This is a genomic window from Corynebacterium uterequi (genome assembly GCF_001021065.1).
GTDB lineage: Bacteria > Actinomycetota > Actinomycetes > Mycobacteriales > Mycobacteriaceae > Corynebacterium > Corynebacterium uterequi.
In genome coordinates this window covers 2259966-2278360 of record NZ_CP011546.1, presented here as the reverse complement: position 1 = coordinate 2278360, position 18395 = coordinate 2259966, and the positions used below count along the sequence as shown (strand labels likewise).

At 66.5% G+C, this 18395-nt stretch carries 14 protein-coding genes; 6 read left to right on the top strand and 8 right to left on the bottom strand.

What is annotated here, in order from left to right; translation table 11 throughout:
- Nucleotides 1-819 precede the first annotated feature (819 nt).
- From CUTER_RS10330 to CUTER_RS10310, 5 genes are read right to left on the bottom strand one after another with little or no spacing between them, the layout of a single operon-like run.
- Nucleotides 820-1689: an anchored repeat-type ABC transporter permease subunit gene (locus CUTER_RS10330; protein ID WP_047260354.1), complete on the bottom strand. Its 870-nt coding sequence runs from the start codon at nt 1687-1689 to the stop codon at nt 820-822.
- Complete coding sequence (locus tag CUTER_RS10325) at nt 1689-2444, bottom strand: anchored repeat-type ABC transporter ATP-binding subunit (RefSeq protein ID WP_047260353.1); 756 nt, start codon at nt 2442-2444, stop codon at nt 1689-1691. Before CUTER_RS10325 ends, CUTER_RS10330 begins: the two co-directional genes overlap by 1 nt.
- On the bottom strand, nt 2445-3305 hold the full coding sequence (locus CUTER_RS10320; protein ID WP_052844124.1) for a choice-of-anchor M domain-containing protein: 861 nt from the start codon (nt 3303-3305) through the stop codon (nt 2445-2447).
- Nucleotides 3302-4783 (bottom strand): anchored repeat ABC transporter, substrate-binding protein, encoded by a 1482-nt coding sequence (locus CUTER_RS10315; RefSeq protein WP_047260352.1) that lies wholly within the window; start codon nt 4781-4783, stop codon nt 3302-3304. Before CUTER_RS10315 ends, CUTER_RS10320 begins: the two co-directional genes overlap by 4 nt.
- Nucleotides 4780-5859 (bottom strand): choice-of-anchor M domain-containing protein, encoded by a 1080-nt coding sequence (locus CUTER_RS10310; protein ID WP_052844123.1) that lies wholly within the window; start codon nt 5857-5859, stop codon nt 4780-4782. Before CUTER_RS10310 ends, CUTER_RS10315 begins: the two co-directional genes overlap by 4 nt.
- Nucleotides 5860-5967: 108 nt before the next feature.
- Here CUTER_RS10310 and CUTER_RS11985 point away from each other — a divergent pair, with 108 nt between their 5' ends.
- The 6 genes from CUTER_RS11985 (at nt 5968) to CUTER_RS10280 (ending at nt 16066) form a co-directional block, all read left to right on the top strand.
- Nucleotides 5968-10074 (top strand): choice-of-anchor M domain-containing protein, encoded by a 4107-nt coding sequence (locus tag CUTER_RS11985; protein WP_144412319.1) that lies wholly within the window; start codon nt 5968-5970, stop codon nt 10072-10074.
- Between the two features lie 1377 nt (nt 10075-11451).
- Nucleotides 11452-12825: a VG15 protein gene (locus CUTER_RS10300; RefSeq protein ID WP_047260351.1), complete on the top strand. Its 1374-nt coding sequence runs from the start codon at nt 11452-11454 to the stop codon at nt 12823-12825.
- On the top strand, nt 12822-13064 hold the full coding sequence (locus CUTER_RS10295) for a hypothetical protein (RefSeq protein WP_047260350.1): 243 nt from the start codon (nt 12822-12824) through the stop codon (nt 13062-13064). The genes CUTER_RS10300 and CUTER_RS10295 overlap by 4 nt, the downstream gene beginning before the upstream one ends.
- A 321-nt stretch (nt 13065-13385) precedes the next feature.
- A complete protein-coding gene (locus tag CUTER_RS10290; RefSeq protein WP_047260349.1) occupies nt 13386-13628 on the top strand; it encodes a hypothetical protein in 243 nt (80 codons plus the stop codon).
- 344 nt (nt 13629-13972) lie between these two features.
- Nucleotides 13973-14215 carry a hypothetical protein gene (locus CUTER_RS10285; RefSeq protein WP_047260348.1) on the top strand — a complete coding sequence of 81 codons (243 nt, stop codon included), beginning with the start codon at nt 13973-13975 and terminating at the stop codon, nt 14213-14215.
- A 726-nt stretch (nt 14216-14941) separates the two neighbouring features.
- On the top strand, nt 14942-16066 hold the full coding sequence (locus CUTER_RS10280) for an alpha/beta hydrolase (protein ID WP_047260347.1): 1125 nt from the start codon (nt 14942-14944) through the stop codon (nt 16064-16066).
- Nucleotides 16067-16072: 6 nt separating this feature from the next.
- Here the strand turns inward: CUTER_RS10280 and CUTER_RS10275 are convergent, their stop codons facing one another.
- The 3 genes from CUTER_RS10275 to CUTER_RS10265 are packed head-to-tail and all read right to left on the bottom strand — an operon-like array spanning nt 16073 to nt 18327.
- The gene (locus CUTER_RS10275) at nt 16073-16420 is read right to left on the bottom strand and encodes a metallopeptidase family protein (protein WP_047260346.1); all 348 of its coding nucleotides are present in this window, start codon (nt 16418-16420) and stop codon (nt 16073-16075) included.
- Nucleotides 16421-16436: 16 nt separating this feature from the next.
- Complete coding sequence (locus CUTER_RS10270; RefSeq protein WP_047260345.1) at nt 16437-17519, bottom strand: septum formation family protein; 1083 nt, start codon at nt 17517-17519, stop codon at nt 16437-16439.
- 49 nt (nt 17520-17568) lie between these two features.
- Complete coding sequence (locus CUTER_RS10265) at nt 17569-18327, bottom strand: GntR family transcriptional regulator (RefSeq protein ID WP_047260344.1); 759 nt, start codon at nt 18325-18327, stop codon at nt 17569-17571.
- Nucleotides 18328-18395: the final 68 nt, after the last annotated feature.

Below are 18395 nucleotides of genomic sequence, written 5' to 3'. Positions count from 1 at the left end.
GCTCGGAGGCGATGCACGTGCATCGCTTGGGGTGGAGAATTCCCGGCTCTTCACCGTTGAGGGTGCGGATCGGCTATTGATTCCTTTGGCCGGATTCGGGTCCGTTCCTTGGCGTGATAGGAGTTTCCACACCCCATCACGAAGGACCTAGGCATGGATAGCGCTACCCTGAGCGGGTCGGATCTGACTACATTCTCCGGCCTGGACGTCATCGGCCAGCACTTCGGGCCAGAGGAAGCGGTCTTGGTATGCCGACCGAGAAACCCCGATGATCAGTGCCACAGGTGCGGACGCCCTGGCCAAGCCTGAGACAGCGTCATCCGCACGATCTCTCACGTACCCTTCGGTTGGCGTTTCGACCATCGTGCGCATCCGGATGCGGCGGCCGGAGCCGCGTAACCAACTCCCCCCCACAAACGCAGGCCGATTCATTGCTAAGAGGCCCATGCGACTTGTAGGCTCAGGGCCGTAGAGATCGCTCGCGTGGGCGACTTCGCATTGCCGGACCCCGCTACCCAGGTGGCGGGGTTTCGTGCGTGGTGGCCAGACTCGATACCAGCCTCGTTGGCAGATGTCGTGAACCGCTCCCCAGAGCTTCTTCTGAAACTCCATGGCGTTGGGGACTGCATGCTGCTGGGTAAGAATGCGGTTTGCGATGTATGCGCCGGAGGGCTGCCCGGTCTGTCAAGGACAGGCTGATTCAATCCTGTGCTAAGCGCGCTACTCCGAAACGCCGCAGAGAGCCCGCACTCAACACAAGCGCCAGCGCGGTTCAGCGACCGTGCTGGCCGATTCGCTTCCTCGGAACCACCTCGCCGGTTACGCCCCCACCGCCGCCGGCCTGCGCAACCGGCCGAGCAGCCCGTGCTTCGGGGCGAGCACCCACGCGGCGGCGAACAGGCCGGTGAGGGTGAGCACAATCGTCGCCCCGGAGGGCAGGTTCGCCGCCCAGGACAGGTACATGCCCAGGATGCAGCCCGCCGCGCCGAAGGCGGCGGAGAGCCACATCATGACGCCGAGGCGGTCGGTGAGCAGCCGGGCGGATGCCGCCGGGGTGACCAGCAGCGCGAGCACGAGGATGTTGCCCACGGTGCGCACGGAAATCACCACCGCCGCGGTGACGGCAAAGTACAGCACGATGTCGAGCAACAACACCCGCAGGTTCATCGCCCGGGCGGTCTCCCGGTCCAGGGCCACGGCAACGAGCTGGCGGTGGCAGAGCAGCACCGCGCCGATGACGATGGCCCCCACCACGGCGGAGGTGATGACGTCGAGCCGGGACACGCCGGTCAGCGAGCCGAAGAGGAAGGACGTCAGCGAGGCGCTGTAGCCCGCGGCGCGGGAGATGATGACCATGCCCAGGGCGAAGGCGCCGGCGAAGACGATGCCGATGATGGTGTCTTCCTTGACGCGGCGTCGTTGCGAGGTGACAGCGATGATGAGCGCCACCGCGGCGCCGGCGATGGCCCCGCCCAGCAGCACGCTGCCCTGCAAGACGAAGGCGATGGCGATGCCGGGGAACACGGCGTGGGCCACGGCGTCACCGATAAACGCCAAGGAGCGCAGCACGACGTGCGCGCCGACGACGGCGCACACCACCGCAGAGATGAGCGCCGCGGCGAGCGCTCGGGGCAAAAACTCCAGGGCGGGGTTGGTGAGGTCGGCTAAGAATTGGGTGAACGTGAGCACTAGCGGATGACCCCCACGGTGCGTAGCAGCGGCGAGTTTTCCGACACCCCGAAGGCGCGTTGCCAAGGTTCCGGGGTGGTCGGGTCGCCGTCGATGATGGTGCGGTTGAGCAAGACGATCCGGTCGGTGGAGTCCACGGTTTCGCCGAGGTCGTGGCTGGACATGAGCACGGTGGTGCCGTCGTTGGCCAGGCGGCGAAACAGCCCGATGAGCGCTTCCGCGGTGGGCACGTCCACGCCGGTGAAGGGTTCGTCGAGGATGAGCAGCTCCGGGTTACGCGCCAGGGCTCGGGCGACGAGCACGCGCTGGCGCTGCCCGCCGGAGAGCTCCCCGATGGGCCGGGAGCGCAGGTCGGTGAGGTCCGCCAGTTCCAGGGCACGGTCGCGAGCCTCGCGGTCCTCGGCGCGGGGCCGGAAGCGGATGAGGTCCGTGCGCCCGCCGAGCACACAGTCGGCGATGCTGATGGGGAAGTCCCACGCCACCTCGTGGCGTTGGGGGACATAGCCGCAGCGCCGGCGCAGGTCGGCGCCGTGAACTGTGCCTTCTCCTTCCTTGGTGGGGGATTCCCCACCAAGGGTGACCGTGCCGTCGGCCGGGATAAGGCCCAGGATGGAGCGCAGCAGGGTGGTTTTTCCCGCGCCGTTGGGCCCCACCAGGCCGATGAACTGCCCGGCGGCCACGTCGAGGTGGATGTCGTGCAGCACCCGCCGGCCCGAGAGGGTAACGGCGGTGATGTTGACGCTGAGCTGACCCATCTACTTCTTCTTACCGCGGAACAGGGCCGCGGCCACGCCGCCAACCACGGCCAGTGCCACGACGACGGCGCCGACGATGATGAGCCACATCGGCACGCCGGCCGACTCCGACGAGGCAGCCGGGGTGGAGTACTCCGCGGCGGGGATGCCCACGGCGAAGCGCAGGGTGGCATCCGCGGTGGAGGTGGTGCCGTTCGGCTGCTCAATGGTCGCCCGGATGGTCACCGCGTGCGAACCCGGCTCGGTGAACACCCAGTTGGCGTGGGTGTGGGTGTCCGGCTCCACCCAGATGGAGCCGCCGTCCTTCTGCGTCCACAGCACGTCCGGGGCGGCGAAGCCGCCGGACTGCAGGAACACGGAGTGCTCGCCGGGGCCGTCGTGGCTGATGAACTCCAGGGTCACACCCGAGCCGACGATCCCATCGATGGTGGGCGACTGGGTGTTCCACCCCACCCACGGCACGCCGGCGATTTCGGTCTGCGGCACTACCCACACGTTCTCGCCGGGCTTGGCGCCGATGAAGGAGTAGTTGTCGTCGTCCGGGACGGTGAGCCCGGCGGCGTCGCCGACCTCAAACACGACGTCCTCCGGGTGGCGCCACACCGGCTCGGCGGAGGCGTCGTCGCGGATGAGCAGGTCCAGCTCCCCGCCCTCAACGAGGTAGGGGCCCATGTCCACGTGGCCGGCGGGGATGATGACCGGCTCGCCGACGATGACCGGCTCGGCGCTGGTGACGTTCTGCTCTAGGGCGGGGTCCACCGGCTGGGCGGCGACGTCACCGGTGGCGCCGGCGAGGGCGGTGAGGGCAGTCAAGGCGGCAACGCCAGTCAGCGCGGTGCGGCGGCGGAGGGAGGAAATCATGACAGGCAGTCCTTAATCTCTTGAGCGTTAGCGGTCATTAGGTCGATGTAGGTGGTGACGTCCTCGGTGAACATGTCGCCGTGGATGGTGCAGATCTGCACACCCAGGTCCCCGGCCAGCTGACTCAGCGTCGACGGCCGGGCCGCCTGCTGCGGCTCCAGGAACACCGCCGGCACCTTCAGCCCCTCCAGAGTGCGGGTGAGCGCGATGAGGTCTCGGGTGGACGGCTCCACCGCCGGGTTGGGGCTGACGAACCCGGCGACGTCGAGCCCGTACGCCTTGGCCAGGTAGCCGTAGCCGTCGTGGGTGGTCACCAGGTGGCGACGCTCCGGCGGGATCTCGTCGATCGTCCGCTGGTAGAAGGCGTCGAGCTCGGCCAGCTTCGCCAGGTAGGCCTCGGCGTTGGCTTGGTACTCGGCGGCGCCGGCCGGGTCCGCGGCGGAGAGCTCGTCGCGGATGACGCGGACGTAGGCGCGGGCGTTGTCGGCGTCATGCCACAGGTGCGGGTCGATTTCTCCGTGGACGTGCTTGCCGAGCACCGCCTGCGGCAGCAGATACACCTCGTTGCCGCGGGTGCCGAGGAAGCGGTACTGCGGGTCCGGCGGGATCTGCTGCAGGGTGCGCGCCGGGACCTCTACGGCGCCGGTGGCGAACGACTTGGCGTCGCCCTGCACCCCGAGCTTGAGCGCGTCGAGGTCAATGGCGATGTCGTAGTGGCCCTCGCGCACCGCGTTGGGCCCCGGGTCCACGCCGACGGCGAAGTCCACCACCCCGCTGGCGATGGTGTCCTCGCCCACGCGGGCGTCGAGGTGCAGCTGGTAACGCCCGGGGGCGGTGAAACCCCAGCTCATATGCGTGTGGGCGTTGGGGGGAAGCCGGATAAGGTCGCGGTCGTTGACGCCGTCGGAGGAGTCGATCTGCAGCTGCGGCTGGCCGAAGGCGCCGGTGACGAAGGCGGAGAGGTTGCCCGGTCCGTCGACCTTCGTGGCCACCAGGTCCACGTAGCGTCGGTCCTTCGGCGCGTCGGCCGGCAGGTCGCCGGACACCCGCGCGCCCAACCACGGGGTGTCGAGGGTGACGTCTTCGACCAGGGGGATGAGGGTGGCGCCGTATTGCTCGGCGTTTTCCGCGATGCGCACCACCTTCGCCTGCGGCAAGGTGGCGTTATCGACGGTGCCCATGAGCGCCTGGTCCTCTAGCAGGAGGTGGTTGGCGAAGACGACGTCGGCGTTGGCCACCGAGCGGATGTCGCGCAGCCCCGGCTCGTAGGTGTGCGGGTCCGCCTGCGGCGGCATGAGTGAGGTGACCCGGGCCCGGTCGCCGGCCACGTTCTTGGCCAGGTCGTAAATGATGGGGGTGGTGGTGACGACGTCGGTGATGCCGTCGTCGCGCTGCGGCAGGTCGGCCGCCGACGCGCACGACGCCAGCGCGGTGGCCGTGGCGATGAGCGCCGCGCCGGCGGTGAGGCGGCGGATCATGCGTCGACCTCGGGGTAGGAGCCGGCGTCGCCGAGGGCGTCGTCCTCCTCGGCGCGTTCGTTGCGCACCTGCCACCACAACCCGGCGGTGCCGGCGGCGAGCAGCACGATGCCGCCGATGAGCAGCACCCAGGTCCACCACGCCCAGCCGTCGTCGACCTCCTCGGAGCTGGTGCTCGACGCGCCGCGCGCCCGCGTGCTGGACGTGCCGGCGGCGCCGGGGGCCTTCGCGGCGGCCGTGGACTTGGCGGCAGCTCCGGGGGCTTTCGCCGCGCCCGAGGTGGCGGCGCCGGGAGCCTTGGGGGCGCCAGCGGTGGCGGCCCCAGGCGCGTTCGGGGCGCCGGCGGCAGCGTTGGCAGCGGGTGCGCCGGGTGCGCCGGCGGCTTGTTCGCCCTCGACGGGTGCGGGGGCGGCGTCCCCGGAGCCGACGACGAAGGTGTAGGTGGCGGCGTTGGACTCCACGTAGGCGCCGGCGGCGTTCGTCCCCGACGCCACCACCGTCAACTGGTAGGTGCCGGGAGCGTCAAAGCCCCAGTTCGCGTGGACGTGGGCGGGGGCGGCCTGGTGGATATACGAGCCCGGGTAGAGCCACAACGCGCCGTCGGCGGTGACCGGGGCGGTGCCGCCGAAGGTGTCATTGACATAGAGGAATATCGTGCCGGGGCCGGTGACGTCGACGAAGGTGATGTCGATGGCTTCAAAGCCGCCGGCGCGCACCCCGTTGGTGTCCCAGCCCGGCCACGGCAGGTCGGAGGCCTGGGTTTGGGGCAGGTACCACGTGGCGCGCTCGATGCCGGGCAGTTGCTCGGTGCCGGTGGTGTAGGCGTGATCGCCGACGGCGATGACCACTTCCTCCGGGGCGCGCTGGACGTGGCTGCCGGTGACGTCCTCCTTGAGGTCCAGGTACAGAGCCCCGGAGGGGTCGGCGGTGACGTTGAAGGCGTCGATGTGCCCGGAGTCAAAGACGAGGGCTTGGGCGTTGGCGACGGCCGGGGCCACGCACAGGACGACGGTGGCGACGACGGCGGCCGCGCGCTGCCGGAAGGTGGCACCAAAGGCCGGATAGAGAGTCGTCATACTGTCTCAAGGTAGTATTAACGAAAACGGGGGTCAATTTTGACAACGCCTGGCAACGGGCTTAACGTAGCATTATTCTGAAAACCAGTATCAGTAAGGGGTGTGTAGGTGAAAACAGTACGGAAGGCCGCTGGCGTTGTCCTGGTCAGCGGTATGGCGGCGTCGTTCATGGTGATGGCGCCGCCATTTGCACTGGCGGGGCCGGACGACGACGTCTCCCATGTCGCCACCGAAGGCCACGTCGACGGGCCCAAGGCCTACTGGGGCAAGGATAACTTCGAGCTGCGCGTTGAGCACGCCGGGAACACGCCGCTGCTCCAGGACACTGTCATCTGGATCGGCAAGGGCAGCGGCAGCACCCAGCAGTACGTCTACGAGGTGGGCCCGGACGGCACGTCCGAGACCCCGGGGTACGAGTTCCTTGGTAAGGAAGGCGACCTGCTGTATTGGGGCCCCGCCGTGACCTCCCGCGGCTACCCGATTTGGGTGGGTTTCGGCGCCGACATCGGCATCCCCACCGAGAAGTTCCGCGACGGCCAGTTCAGCATCGACATCGTCGGCTGGGACGGCCCGGGCCGCATGGAAGCCTTCGCCGACCCGTGGGACGCCTCCGGGCTGCGCCGCATGTGGTCCTCCCACGAGCCGGGCCTGCGCTCCACGTGGGTCCAGGCCGGCACCCACACCCACAACAACACCACCTTCACCAAGCCGGGCCGCTACGAGGTGACCTACCAGGCCACCGCGCGCGACGAAGACGGCAACCTCATCGCCTCCGAGCCGCAGACCACCGTCTGGCAGGTCGGCGGCACGAAGCCGAACCCGGAGGGGCTCGGCGACATCGTCACCGCCTACAACGACTCCAACGGCCAGGGCCTGCCGCCGGCACCGAAGCTGACGCTCAAGCCGCACGACGGCTCCGACCTGCCGGGTGCGGAATACCTCACCGACCTCGTCTTCGAGACCGGCGACGAAGCCAACAACGGCCACGCCGTGTTCTTCATCGACGGCTACTACCTCGCCGAAGTCCCCGTGGAGAACGGCCGCGCCGTCTGGCCGGAAATGATCGGCTCCCTGGCGTCCGACTTCCAGGTCGTCTACGTCCCCGGCGACAACGGCAGCCGCTGGATCTCCACCCCGGTCACCTACGACCGCACCATGGCCGAGGCCTCCTCCACCGAGCTCGGCGAGTACCCGCGCCCCGCCACCGCCGACCCGGCCGGGGCCTTCGACGGCAGCGAGATCGACGTCACCGACCCGAAGGTCACCGTCTCCAGCAAGATCGTCGACGTCGACGGGGAGAAGTTCACCGAGGTCACCGTCGAACCCGCCGACCCGCGCCTGAAGCTCAAGGTCCTCGGCGGCTACTACCCGAAGGAACAGACGGACGCCGTCGCCCGCTGCGGCGTGGACTTCGTGTCCTTCGACGGCCAGCGCACTCGCATGTCCACCGCTTACGGCTGCGACCCCGAGGAGCTGGACTTCCGCCTCGCCCTGACCCCGACGGCGCACTCCAACGTCGGCGGTGGTGTCTACGACCTCAAGATCGGCGAGACCACCACCGTCACCCTCGGCGAGTCCACCGCCGACCCGCTGCCCATGCCGCTGCCCGACGAGGAGGGCGGCGAGTCCGAGGTCGATCCCACCGAAGAGTCCGGACTCTCTGAAGAGCCCGGTGCTTCTGAGGACACCGACGGCGCCGACGACCTCGGCGAGGGCGCCGAGGAGACCGACGAGCCCACCGTCATCACCCCCGCCCCGGCCGAGACCGACCCGACGCCGCGACCGGACCTCAACGAGTCCGCCATCCCGAACGACACCATCGAGATCTCCCGCGGCCACGTGGACCTCGGCCCCGTCATCTACGACGACGGCGACGTCCGCTTCATGCTCGGCGACGAGTCCGGCCAGCACGCCAAGACCAAGGTCTACCGCGACCCGAAGGACGTCACCCTCGTCGCCGGCGAAGAGTTCGCCGTCACGCTGAACAAGGCCATGGCCGCCAAGGTCGGCGACTACTTCGGCGCCGAAGGCGACCGCATCTACCTGCTCAGCCAGACCCAGAACGGCAACGCCCTGTGGCCGGGCTTCTCCTCTGAGCACGCCGGCGGCCCGGCGTACAACTTCGAGTTCGAGCCGGTGTCCGCCCCGGAGGGCGGCGAGTGGTACGCCTACACCTCTGACGCCGTCGGCAAGGTTGGTGAGCTCATCGCCGCCTCCGACGACATTTACAGCCTGGACCGCGACCAGCCGATCCACCTGCACAACAACTGGGCCTTCACCGCCCCGGGCGAGTACAAGATCCGCATGCGCGCCGTGCGCAACGATGACCTCAACGAGGCCACCGAGTGGACCACCGTCACCTTCCGCGTCGGCGACACCGGTGCCGAGGTGCCGCCGGCCACCGACGGCGACGAGGCCCCGGAGCAGCCGGGTGTGGACACCGATACCCCGGCTGGCGATAACACCCCGAGCAACGAGGAAAAGCCGGAGCGGCCCGACGCCACCATCGAGGACGACGCCGACGCCCCGGTCGACGAGGACTCCACGGACGAGCCCGCCGTCGAGGACGACGCTGAGGATGGCACGGACGCCGAGAAGCCGGCCGTCGAGGACGGCGCCGCCGTCAAGCCCGACGCCTCCGCCACCGAGCGTCCCGGTTCCCCGGTGACCCCGAAGCCCCCGGTGACGATCAAGCCGTCCGTCGAGAAGCCGGCCCCGGCCCCCGCTCCGGCGCCGAACGCGACGCCGGCACCGCAGGACACCTCCGTCTTCGGCTTCATCCGCTGGGTCAGCGACCTGGTGTGGAGCTGGATCTACAACGCCGTGGGCCTCATCCCGGGTCTGAGCAACCTTCTGCCCGCCAGTGGCCAGGCAGAGGTGACGCTCAACGGCCAGGGTTCGTCGGCGTCGCTATCCGGCTCGTTCTCGCTGGGTAGCGTCCTGGCGAACGCCGGCGCCAACGCTGGCACCGCCGCCCCGGCGAACTCGACGACCCCGGGCACCGTCGCCCCGCTGAACCCGACGCAGCCCGCCCAGCCGTCGGCGCCGTCGAACGACGCCACCGCGAAGCCGGCCGCGTCCAACACCGGCGCTAACCAGGGCGGCCAGGCGACCGAACAGCCCGTTGAGCAGCCCAAGCAGCAGACCCCGACGAACGACTCCGCCTCGGAGAACAAGGATGAGCGCCTGCTCATCTCGCAGGGCCACATCGACCTTGGCCCGGTGTTCGAAGATGGCAAGACCAACTTCCGCGTTGGTGACGAGTCCGGCCAGCACGGTCAGGGCAAGATCTTCCGCGACCCGGATGACGTGGCGTTCGTCGTCAGCGATGACTTCAAGATGACGCTGAAGAAGGAGCACGTCGACGGCTCCCTGTCCTTCATCGGCAACGCAGGCGACACGGTTCACTTCATGGGCCAAACCCAGAAGGGCAACATGCTGTGGCCGGGCTTCTCCACCGAGCACGCCAACGGCGTGGCCTACGACATCGAAATCGCGCCGGAATCCGCCCCCGAGGGCGCCAAGTGGTTCGCCTTCACCTCCGGTGAGTTCGGCGGCGTGGGCGAGATGTTCGGCAGCTCCGACGGGCCGTCGAAGATTGAACGCGCCCAGAAGGTGCACGTCCACAACAACTGGGTGTTCACCAAGCCCGGCGAGTACAAGATCAAGATGCGCGGCGTGGAGCACGGTAACCCGGCCAACGCCACCGAGTGGGAGACCGTGATCTTCCGCGTCGGTGCGGCGGGCGACGGTTCGACGGTTAAGGACGACGCCACCAAGGCGACCGGCCCGGCCGCCCCGGCGAAGTCGGGCGCTGCCGCGGCGGGTGCGGCGGCTGGCGCCGCTGCGGGCAAGGCCGGCTCCGCGGCCGCCTCGAAGCCTGCTGCTTCCAAGCCTGCGGCCCAGGGCGGCAGCAAGCCGGCCGCCAGCGGACAGTCCGGTGCCGCCACCAAGCCGGCCACCGGCGCTGCCAATGCGAAGCCGGCGTCGGGTGCGAAGCCTGCCAACGGCGCGAAGCCGGGTGCGGCCTCCACGAAGCCGGCTAAGCCGGCCACGGGTGCGACCGGCACGCAGCCGGCCGACGGCGCGGTTGCCGAGTCTGCGGCGGAAGACACCCCGAGCGTGTGGGAGTTCATCGCCCGCATCATCGGCCTGGTCTTCAGCCTCATTGGAACCGGCTTCGGTGGCATCGCCGCCTGGCGTTACTTCGGCTAATGCCGTGACCCGGGCCCGGTGACGGGCCTGGAGGTCAGCAGCCAACGAGCAGCCCCGCCTGGGCTTTCCCGGGTGGGGCTGCCGCTATGTGCGGGGTTAGCTGCGTTTTCTGGTGTTTCCAGTCTGGCGTGAGAGCCGAATCTGGTGGGGAGTTCGGGGCCCTCGTTGTGCTCTACGATGAGCTGCGCTCCGAGGTTCGCTCGCGGGCCGATCCCGAGGACGTCGCAGGCGACAGTGGAGAAATAGCCCACCAAGGCGGTGCCCGGCTGGTGGCGCGGGCAGGCTCCCGGTTTGTGACGGCATGGGATACTGCGTCCTGCTGCCATCACTGATGGCTGAATGATTCCTGTGAGCGACTATGCCGTGCATAGTTCGGCTACCGAGCTGGGAGGAGGATTCGACGGCCCGGCTGGTTGGCGTGGAGCCATCCTAGTGTGAGCCCCGGAGGCGGTTCCGGGGTGGGCCATGCGTCGCTGAATGATTCCTGTGAGCGACTATGCCGGGCATAGTTCGTCCTTCGGGTTCGGAAGTGAGCCGGCTACACGTGTAGCCGGCTGGAGCGTCCGACAATGAGAATCGCTCGCGACCAAACCCCAGGCTGAATGATTCCTGTGAGCGACTATGCCGTGCATAGTCTGTCGTGGTTTTCCACCTCGCCCTGAGGCCAGCCTCGGCTGAGCACTCCACCGCCCTAGGCACGTTCATGATAGAACCAATGGACTCAGAGGCAGCTGTGTGTTCCCCGTGCGAGGCTATGCCGGAAATAACAAGACCGAACTAGTGCAGGCGAGCAGTAACGCTCGACTCTGGGCCACTTTCCACAGTTGCAGACAGGACAGTCGTCGATGAAACCAACAGTGGGTCGTCATTGCAGCTGGGCAGCGGTGCCGCGGCGATGGCCGCATCGCTGGCGTTAGAAGCTTGTACACCACGGGTCGGGGGCAAGGCCTTTACCAGCCAACTTGACAAATGTGACACCCAAAATGCTAGGCTTCGCCACGAGATAGGTCCCAGGAGCGAACGCCCCGGGGCCTTTTTCTATGCCCTCTTCCCCGAAGGGCCTTTAAGCAACCACTCGCGGTTGCGCACGCCGATCCCACACCCAAGGTGCTCTCGCCCTGACCGCAGACCCTGCACGCCCGTAACGCCGCACAACGGCAACCGTGGCCGGACCCGTTGAGACGCCCTGCGGAACCGGCGGAGACGAACCCCACGACACGACCCCGGCACCGCTTTCACCCGGTGCCGGGGTCTTTCAGTGACCCCTTGACACGGATCGGCGACACCCAAAACCAAACCCACAAGGTCAAAAACCAGTGGGAACCCCAGCTTAAGATAAGGACCACAGTTCTTTTGTCCACACACCTCACCCACCACATGACCACATTGGCCAGTGACGCCACCGACGCGGTGTTTACCGAACTTACCCAGCGAGGTGTGCCCATCACCGTTGACCAGGCATACCGGCTGACCGAGGCACTCATGCCGAGAGTGAACGCGGCTCGGGCATCGGCGTACCGGGCGTTCATGCTTGATCTCGCCCGGCAGGTTAAGCAGGCCGGCATCCGGATGGACCCGGAGCCGATGGAGCCGTACCCGGCGAAAGCGCTGTATGACGCTATCTGCCAGGTCTGCCGGCTCACCCCACGTACCACCGACGCGCACGTGCAGGTCCTGGACAGGGACACCGGGAAACTAGTCTCCACCCCGGTGATGATCTCGAAGGCGAACCAACACGACCAGGCGGTAGTAGATCGTATTGGTGCTGAGCTGGCACGGCGGGTGACCAGGCACATAGTCCAAGCCGGGAGGCAAGCGGTGGCCTCGACGATACATAACGGCTCCGCCCGGCATCCGAAGACAGCTAAGCCGGTACGTGTCGGGTATGCGCGGGTGCTCTCAGGGCGTGAGAATTGTGCGTTGTGCACCATGCTGGCCTCTCGTGGCCCGGTGTACCGGGACGACACGGTAGTGAAGCGTCGTGATGGGCGTCGGTATCACGACGGGTGTGACTGCGTGCCTGTCCTCGTGGTTGATGGCCAACCCTGGGCCGGGCAGGATGCCTATGAGCGGCTGGAGGCGAAGTGGCGTGACGTCACCTGGGTTGGCGGGAAACCGGCGCCGAATCAGTGGCGGCGGTGGCGCGCCTTTGTTGAGGGCGGCAGGCTTAACGCCCGCGACTACGCGGTGGGGGTGGCGATTGGTGTGGAGCGTGGTAGTGCCCCGCCGAAGCGGGGCGGGTTGGAACGCAAACACTCGAAGGCGACGATACGCTCCGCGGTGACCGGGGCGAACCCCACAGGGGATACGCGGAATTGCGTTCGCTGTGTCAATGCGTGGGCACTACGGCGTCAGGGCTACAACGTGGTGGCTGCTCCTGGGGTGGCGCCGCTATCGGCGGAGCAAGTCACGGAGGCGTTCTGGCATGGTGGTAAAGGCCGCCGGCGCCCGGTGTGGGTGCGCTCTGATACGGGCGATCATGGTTTGAAGTGGGAGGAGGTGTTGGAGCAGATGGCGAGCGTGCCGGCAGACTCGTGGGGCTTCCTTCGATATAAAGGTACAGCGTTTCCCCATGTGACTGGTTGGGAAAAGCGTGGCCCGGAGATAGTACTCGTAGACCCGCAATTGCCAGAAACAGATCTGGCCAAGGAGCTTGAACGAGCTGTTGCTGGTTCGATCCGTTGGGTCAACTTGAAGGGGTACACTTTTCGTAACGGAATCGAGTTTTTGATCGAGGGAGTCCGGTCGTGAAGGTAGAGACGTTTGCTCAGGCGTACGAGATTGCTCAGGGGTTCGACGTCCCGTATCCGTGGGCGAAGGTCGGTCGTGAGATCGACGAGGCGTTTTTGGTGCTTCCTGACTCAGAGATCGAGGGGGTACAGCCATGCCGCGTTGAAAAGACTGACGGCAGTGCGCGTCTACTCTCCAGGCTCGATTGGGACCTCTGCCAGCCCTTCTACGAGGATGGCGTGTGCGAGGTGTCGCTGTAGCCCGCTGCACGCGTAGCGCTTCGCGTGCCTCAGTGGGGCTGCTGAGTGTGGCCGGTTGCGTGAATCCTGCCCGGTGCGTTGCCGGGCGAAATGCCCGTGCGGGACGCACGCCGCGTTGCCGTCGCGCCGAAGGGAGTTTGGCATTCGGCACGAGCTCGGCGTAGGTGACAGGACGTCGGATGGACTCACCGCAGGGTTCGCCTTCAAGCTAGCCGTCAATGCAGCGCTCTCGGCGCCCCGGGACGGATAGATCTGCTGGGTGAACTTGAGGCGGTACGATCCTGGCGAGGGCATCCGAGAACTCAAGGAAGGGGTCCGGTCGTGAAGGTAGAGACGTTTGCTCAGGCGTACGAGATTGCTCAGGGGTTCGACGTCCCGTATCCGTGGGCGAAGGTCGGTCGTGAGATCGACGATGCGTTTTTGGTGCTTCCTGACTCAGAGATCGAGGGGGTACAGCCATGCCGCGTTGAAAAGACTGACGGCAGTGCGCTCCTGCTTTCAAGATTTGACCGCGAGTTATCGGCACCGTTCGTCCACGGAAGCTGGCATGAGGTGTCGCTGTAGCCCGCTGAGCGCGTAGTGCTCCTCGCTACCTCTGACGGGGATCGAACCCGTCGCCACTGCGCGGCGGGTTGCGTGGATTCCACCTTGTGCGGTCCTGTGCTCGATTCCTGGGCGGTAACCTGGCTTTGTTGCTCCGGTCACAGAGCGTTCGTCGCCTCCGGTCCGAGCTCGGCGTAGGTGACAGCATGTCGGAAGGGCTCACTACGGGGTTCGCACCTACGCCAGCCTGGGTTGGCCATCAACATAGCGCTTTCGGATCCCTGTACGGGATAGACCTGCTGGGTGAACTTGAAGCGGTACGATCCTGGCGAGGGCATCCGAGAACTCAAGGAAGGGGTCCGGTCGTGAAGGTAGAGACGTTTGCTCAGGCGTACGAGATTGCTCAGAAGCTTAACCGCCCGTATCCGTGGGCGAAGGTGGGTCGTGAGATCGACGAGGCGTTTTTGGTGCTTCCTGACTCAGAGATCGAAGGCACGCGCCCCGTTCGCGTTGAAAAGACTGACGGCAGTGCGCGTATACTTTCCAGGCTCGATTGGGACCTCTGCCAGCCCTTCTACGAGGATGGCGTGTGCGAGGTGTCGTTGTAGCCCGCTGAGCGCGTAGCGCTTCGCGTGCCTCAGTGGGAGGTTCTACCCTGCTGCTGAGTGCAGCGGGTTGCGTGGATTCCACCTGGTGCGGTCCTGAGGTCGATTCCTGGGCGAGAACCTGGCCTCGTCGCCCAGGCGGTTACGAGGCTGAAGCCCGTCCGCGGACACCCCACACCGAAAGAGCCCTTGACCTCACAGCGCAGGTCCTGCCTTTCGCAATATAAGAGCCGTCGAGTATCACCAACGCGAGGAGCTGCTTCAGTAGATTTGTCAAGGAGGGGATCAACCTTCGCCAGCCCTGACCACTGCCGCGTCTACCCTCGCCAGAAGGACACTCTGCCCGGCATAGTCGCTCACCGGATGCAGCTAAAAAACCGGCGGCGCGGGGTGTCACGGACCCCGGACTCGACTACAGGGTAATTTCTTCATTTAAGCAAAATGGGGATAATTTAGGGGTAATGGAATTGTTGGAACATCGGACCTCTATGGTTATGGCAGGTCCGGTTGGATTGATCTGCCGAGCCGGAGCCCACGCATAAGCGCTGGTCAGGGCCTTGTGTTCGGAGGTAAATGCAGTTCCTGGTGAACATTTTCCCAGGTTTCGATATGAAAAGGGGAGAAGTTTCTCAGGTGGCGAAGGGGAAGGGTAGATGGCGATCAATGAATGTTAGGGTCGAAACAGAAGTTGTCGGAAGGTTAACTACCTCACACTGAGAGGTTCGGAGTATGGAACTCACTCATTCTAAGAAGGGGCTGGCGATCGCCCTCGCGGTTGCCGCCGGTATGCTGCCCACCGTCGTTCCCGTCACCGTCGGTGACGCCCTCACCCTTCGCGGCACGGCCGTCGCCCAGGCCGCCGAAGTCACCCGAGACACCACGTGGCTGACCAGCCGCGATGGCCGCGGAACCAAGATCTTCGTGCAGCGGCAGACCATCCCGAATGCCCGCGGAACGGTCGTCGTCGTGCATGGTCTCGGCGAGCACCAGGGCCGCTACGACTACGTCGCCCAGCGGTTGCTCGACGCGGGCTACAACGTCTACCGCATGGATCACCGCGGGCACGGCATCACGGCGTCGCCGGAGTCGGGGAACCCGGAGGGCCTGGGAGACATCAATAGCTTCGCTGCCTTGGTCGATGACATCGACATGGTGGTGGACTACTCCAAGCAGCAGCATCCAGGGTCCCCGACGTTCATGCTCGGGCACTCCATGGGTGCCTTCGCTGTGCAGTTCTACGGCATTAAGTACCCGGGCAAGCTGGTGGGTATCGTGAGCAATGGCGGCGGAATCACCACCAATATTTCTGGTGGCTCTGGCGAAGATCCCACCGTCGTCACGCCGGAGGCGATCACCCAGGCCCAAAAGGAACTGGGGTTGACCTCGTCGGAGGCGCTGCCGATGGTCGAGATGTCCTCCATCAACGCCGAGATTGCCCGGGTGCTCGTGCCGAATCGCCTGGACGCTGAGTTCGATTCCGGCCTGGTCGGGTTCTCCAGCGTTCCGGTGCCGGAGAATGACTTCCTGTCTATCGACGAGGACGTCGTCGAGGCGTACCGCAACGATCCCCTCGTCGCCCGGGAGTTGAGCCTGTCGACGCTGAGCCAGGTCGGTTTCGCCGTCGCCTACGACGCGCTCAACGCGGACCACTTCACCTACCCCACGCTCATCATGCACGGGACGAAGGACAAGCTGGTCCCCACCTACTTCGCGAACAATTGGTACAACGCCATCGCGTCCGAAGACAAGGAAATCATCCTTTGGGAGGGCCAGAAGCACGAGGTGTTCAACGAGCCGGCCAAGGAGGAGGCGATGGACACGGTCATCGCCTGGATCAACAAGCACAACGTCTAACGCAGGCTATCCCCATCCCAACTCGTGGAGGTGGTCTTCGTCCATGCCGAAGTAGTGGCCTACCTCGTGCAGCACGGTGACCAGGACCTCCTCGGCGAGTTCGGCCTCGGTGGAGCAGAACTCCTCCAGGGCGTCGCGGTAAATGAAGATCGTGTCCGGTAGGTACCCGGTGTGGTCGTGGTGGCGTTCGGGCAGCGGCGTTCCCACGTAAAGCCCTAGCAACGTGGGGTCGTCGTCGTTGCGCTCTTCTACGAGGACCACCAGGTTGCGCATCCGGCGGGCGAAGGCCTCGGGGATGGCGTCGAGGGCGTCGTCGACCATCTCGTCAAAGCGGGCGTCGTCGACGCGGTACATCGTGGCGGACGCCTCTCTATTCGGCGGTGGTCGTATCGTCGTCGCTGCTCGGGGCGGAGGTCACCGGCGCCGGGGTCTCCGGCAGCGGCTCCCCATTGAGCTGCAGCGCCGGCAGGTCCTTCGCCGTCCCGGTGATGTCGGAGAAGCCGGAATCGGTGGTGGCGTGGGTGAGGAAACAGTTGGTGGAGTGGGAGCCGCCGGACCAGGACTCAGGCTGCAACGGAATCCAGTAGGGCTGCAGCCCGGACTTGTAGAGGCTCTTCTCGCCGTCCTCGCCGCCGCCAAGGTAGTCGATGGCGGCCTGCGTGCACGTTTCTTCCAGCAGCTCGTCCTGTTCCTCCACCGTCGGCTGGCTATCCGGGAAGTCCTTCGCGAGGTCGACGATGCTCAGCGCCTCCAGCTGGTGGGGTTGCTCGCAGGGCACGGCGGTGATCTGGCTGGCGTCGTCGATCGCGGCACACGTGCCTGGCTCGTAGGTGCGGGCCTGGTCCACCTGGGCTACGCGCCCGGTCGTTTCCAGGATGTTGCCGGCGGCGTCGTTCGACTGCACCCCGCACAGCATCGTGCGATCCCCCTCGGCCCACTTGGATTCCGGGGGCAAGATCGAGGAGACAACGAAGCGGCCCGACGGGTCAAGCCGGCCGTCGACGTATTGCAGTACCGCGTTGCGGCACAGTTCCTGGCGCAGCAGCGCCTGCTGGGTGATGTCGGGGCGCGGGGCGTCGTCGGCGAACTTGCTCGACGGGTAGGTGCGCAGGTCCTCGCGGGAGGCGACTTCGAAGCGGTGTGGGGTTTCGCAGTCGGCGCGCTCGAAGCTGGTCACCTGCCCCTTGTCGTCGAGGCTCCAGTTGAGGCAGCTGCCGACGTCCGCCGGGGTGAAGGAGACGACGTCGCCGGGGGCGGACGTCGCCGAAGGGGACTCGGCGGGGGCTGCGGCGTTACGGGAGGAGAGCTGGCGAAGTCCGAAGAAAGCGGCGAGGCCGACGGCCAACGCCACGACGACGATGAGCGCGTACGTGACGATAGTGCGCGAGGGCAGTGCCCTGGCGCTGGTCCTGGTCCGGGTGCTGGTCCGGGAGTGTTGACTGTGGCGACCCATGGTTCTCATCCTGCCTATTCGGGGCTAGACTGTCACGATTTCGTTGACGCTACACACCAACACCGCGGTCGATGCGTGACGTCAGTCGGTAGCGATCCGTGCGGTACACCGACGAACACCACTCCACCGGGGCGCTGCCGGAACGCGACGTGCGCACGATGTGTAGCAGCGGCGCGCCCACCTCGACGTCGAGTAGCGGGCCGGAGCGCAGATCCGCGGCGACGGCGGTGACGGTTTGATCCGCGTCGGTAACCGGGTGGCCGAAGTCCTTGTCCAAGATGTCATACACCGAGTTGTAGACGTCGCGCTCCAAAAGCCCGGGGGCGACGGCGGCGTTGTACCAGCCGTCGTCGATGGAATAGGGAACCCCGTCCCCCAGGCGCAGGCGACGCAGGTGGATATGCAGGGCGTCCGGGGCGGAGTGGAAGAACTTGACCACCTCCGCCGGCGGGGTGGCGCGCTCCGAGAGCAACACGCGGGAGGACGCGGCCACTTCCTGGGCGTTCATCTCCGCCGAGAAGGACGCGAGGTGCAGCCGGGAGACCAGCGCATTCGGGGCGACGAAGGTGCCTTTGCCGCGCACACGACGGAGCCGGCCGGAGGCAACCAGGTCGCCGATCGCACGGCGCACGGTGATGCGGGAGACCCCGTAGAACTCTTCAATGACACGCTCGCCGGGGAGCATGTCGCCCGGCTGCAGGTTGGTGGACGCCATGGTTTCGAGAATGTCCCGCAGCTGGGCGTGCTTGGGCTGCGGACCGTCCGAGATGGCCTGGGCAGGCAGCATGGAGGTATCATTCGGGGACATAACCTCCACTATACCCCGTGGTGGTTATTACCGGCTCTTTCAGTGGTGTCTGCGTCACGGTCCCCCGT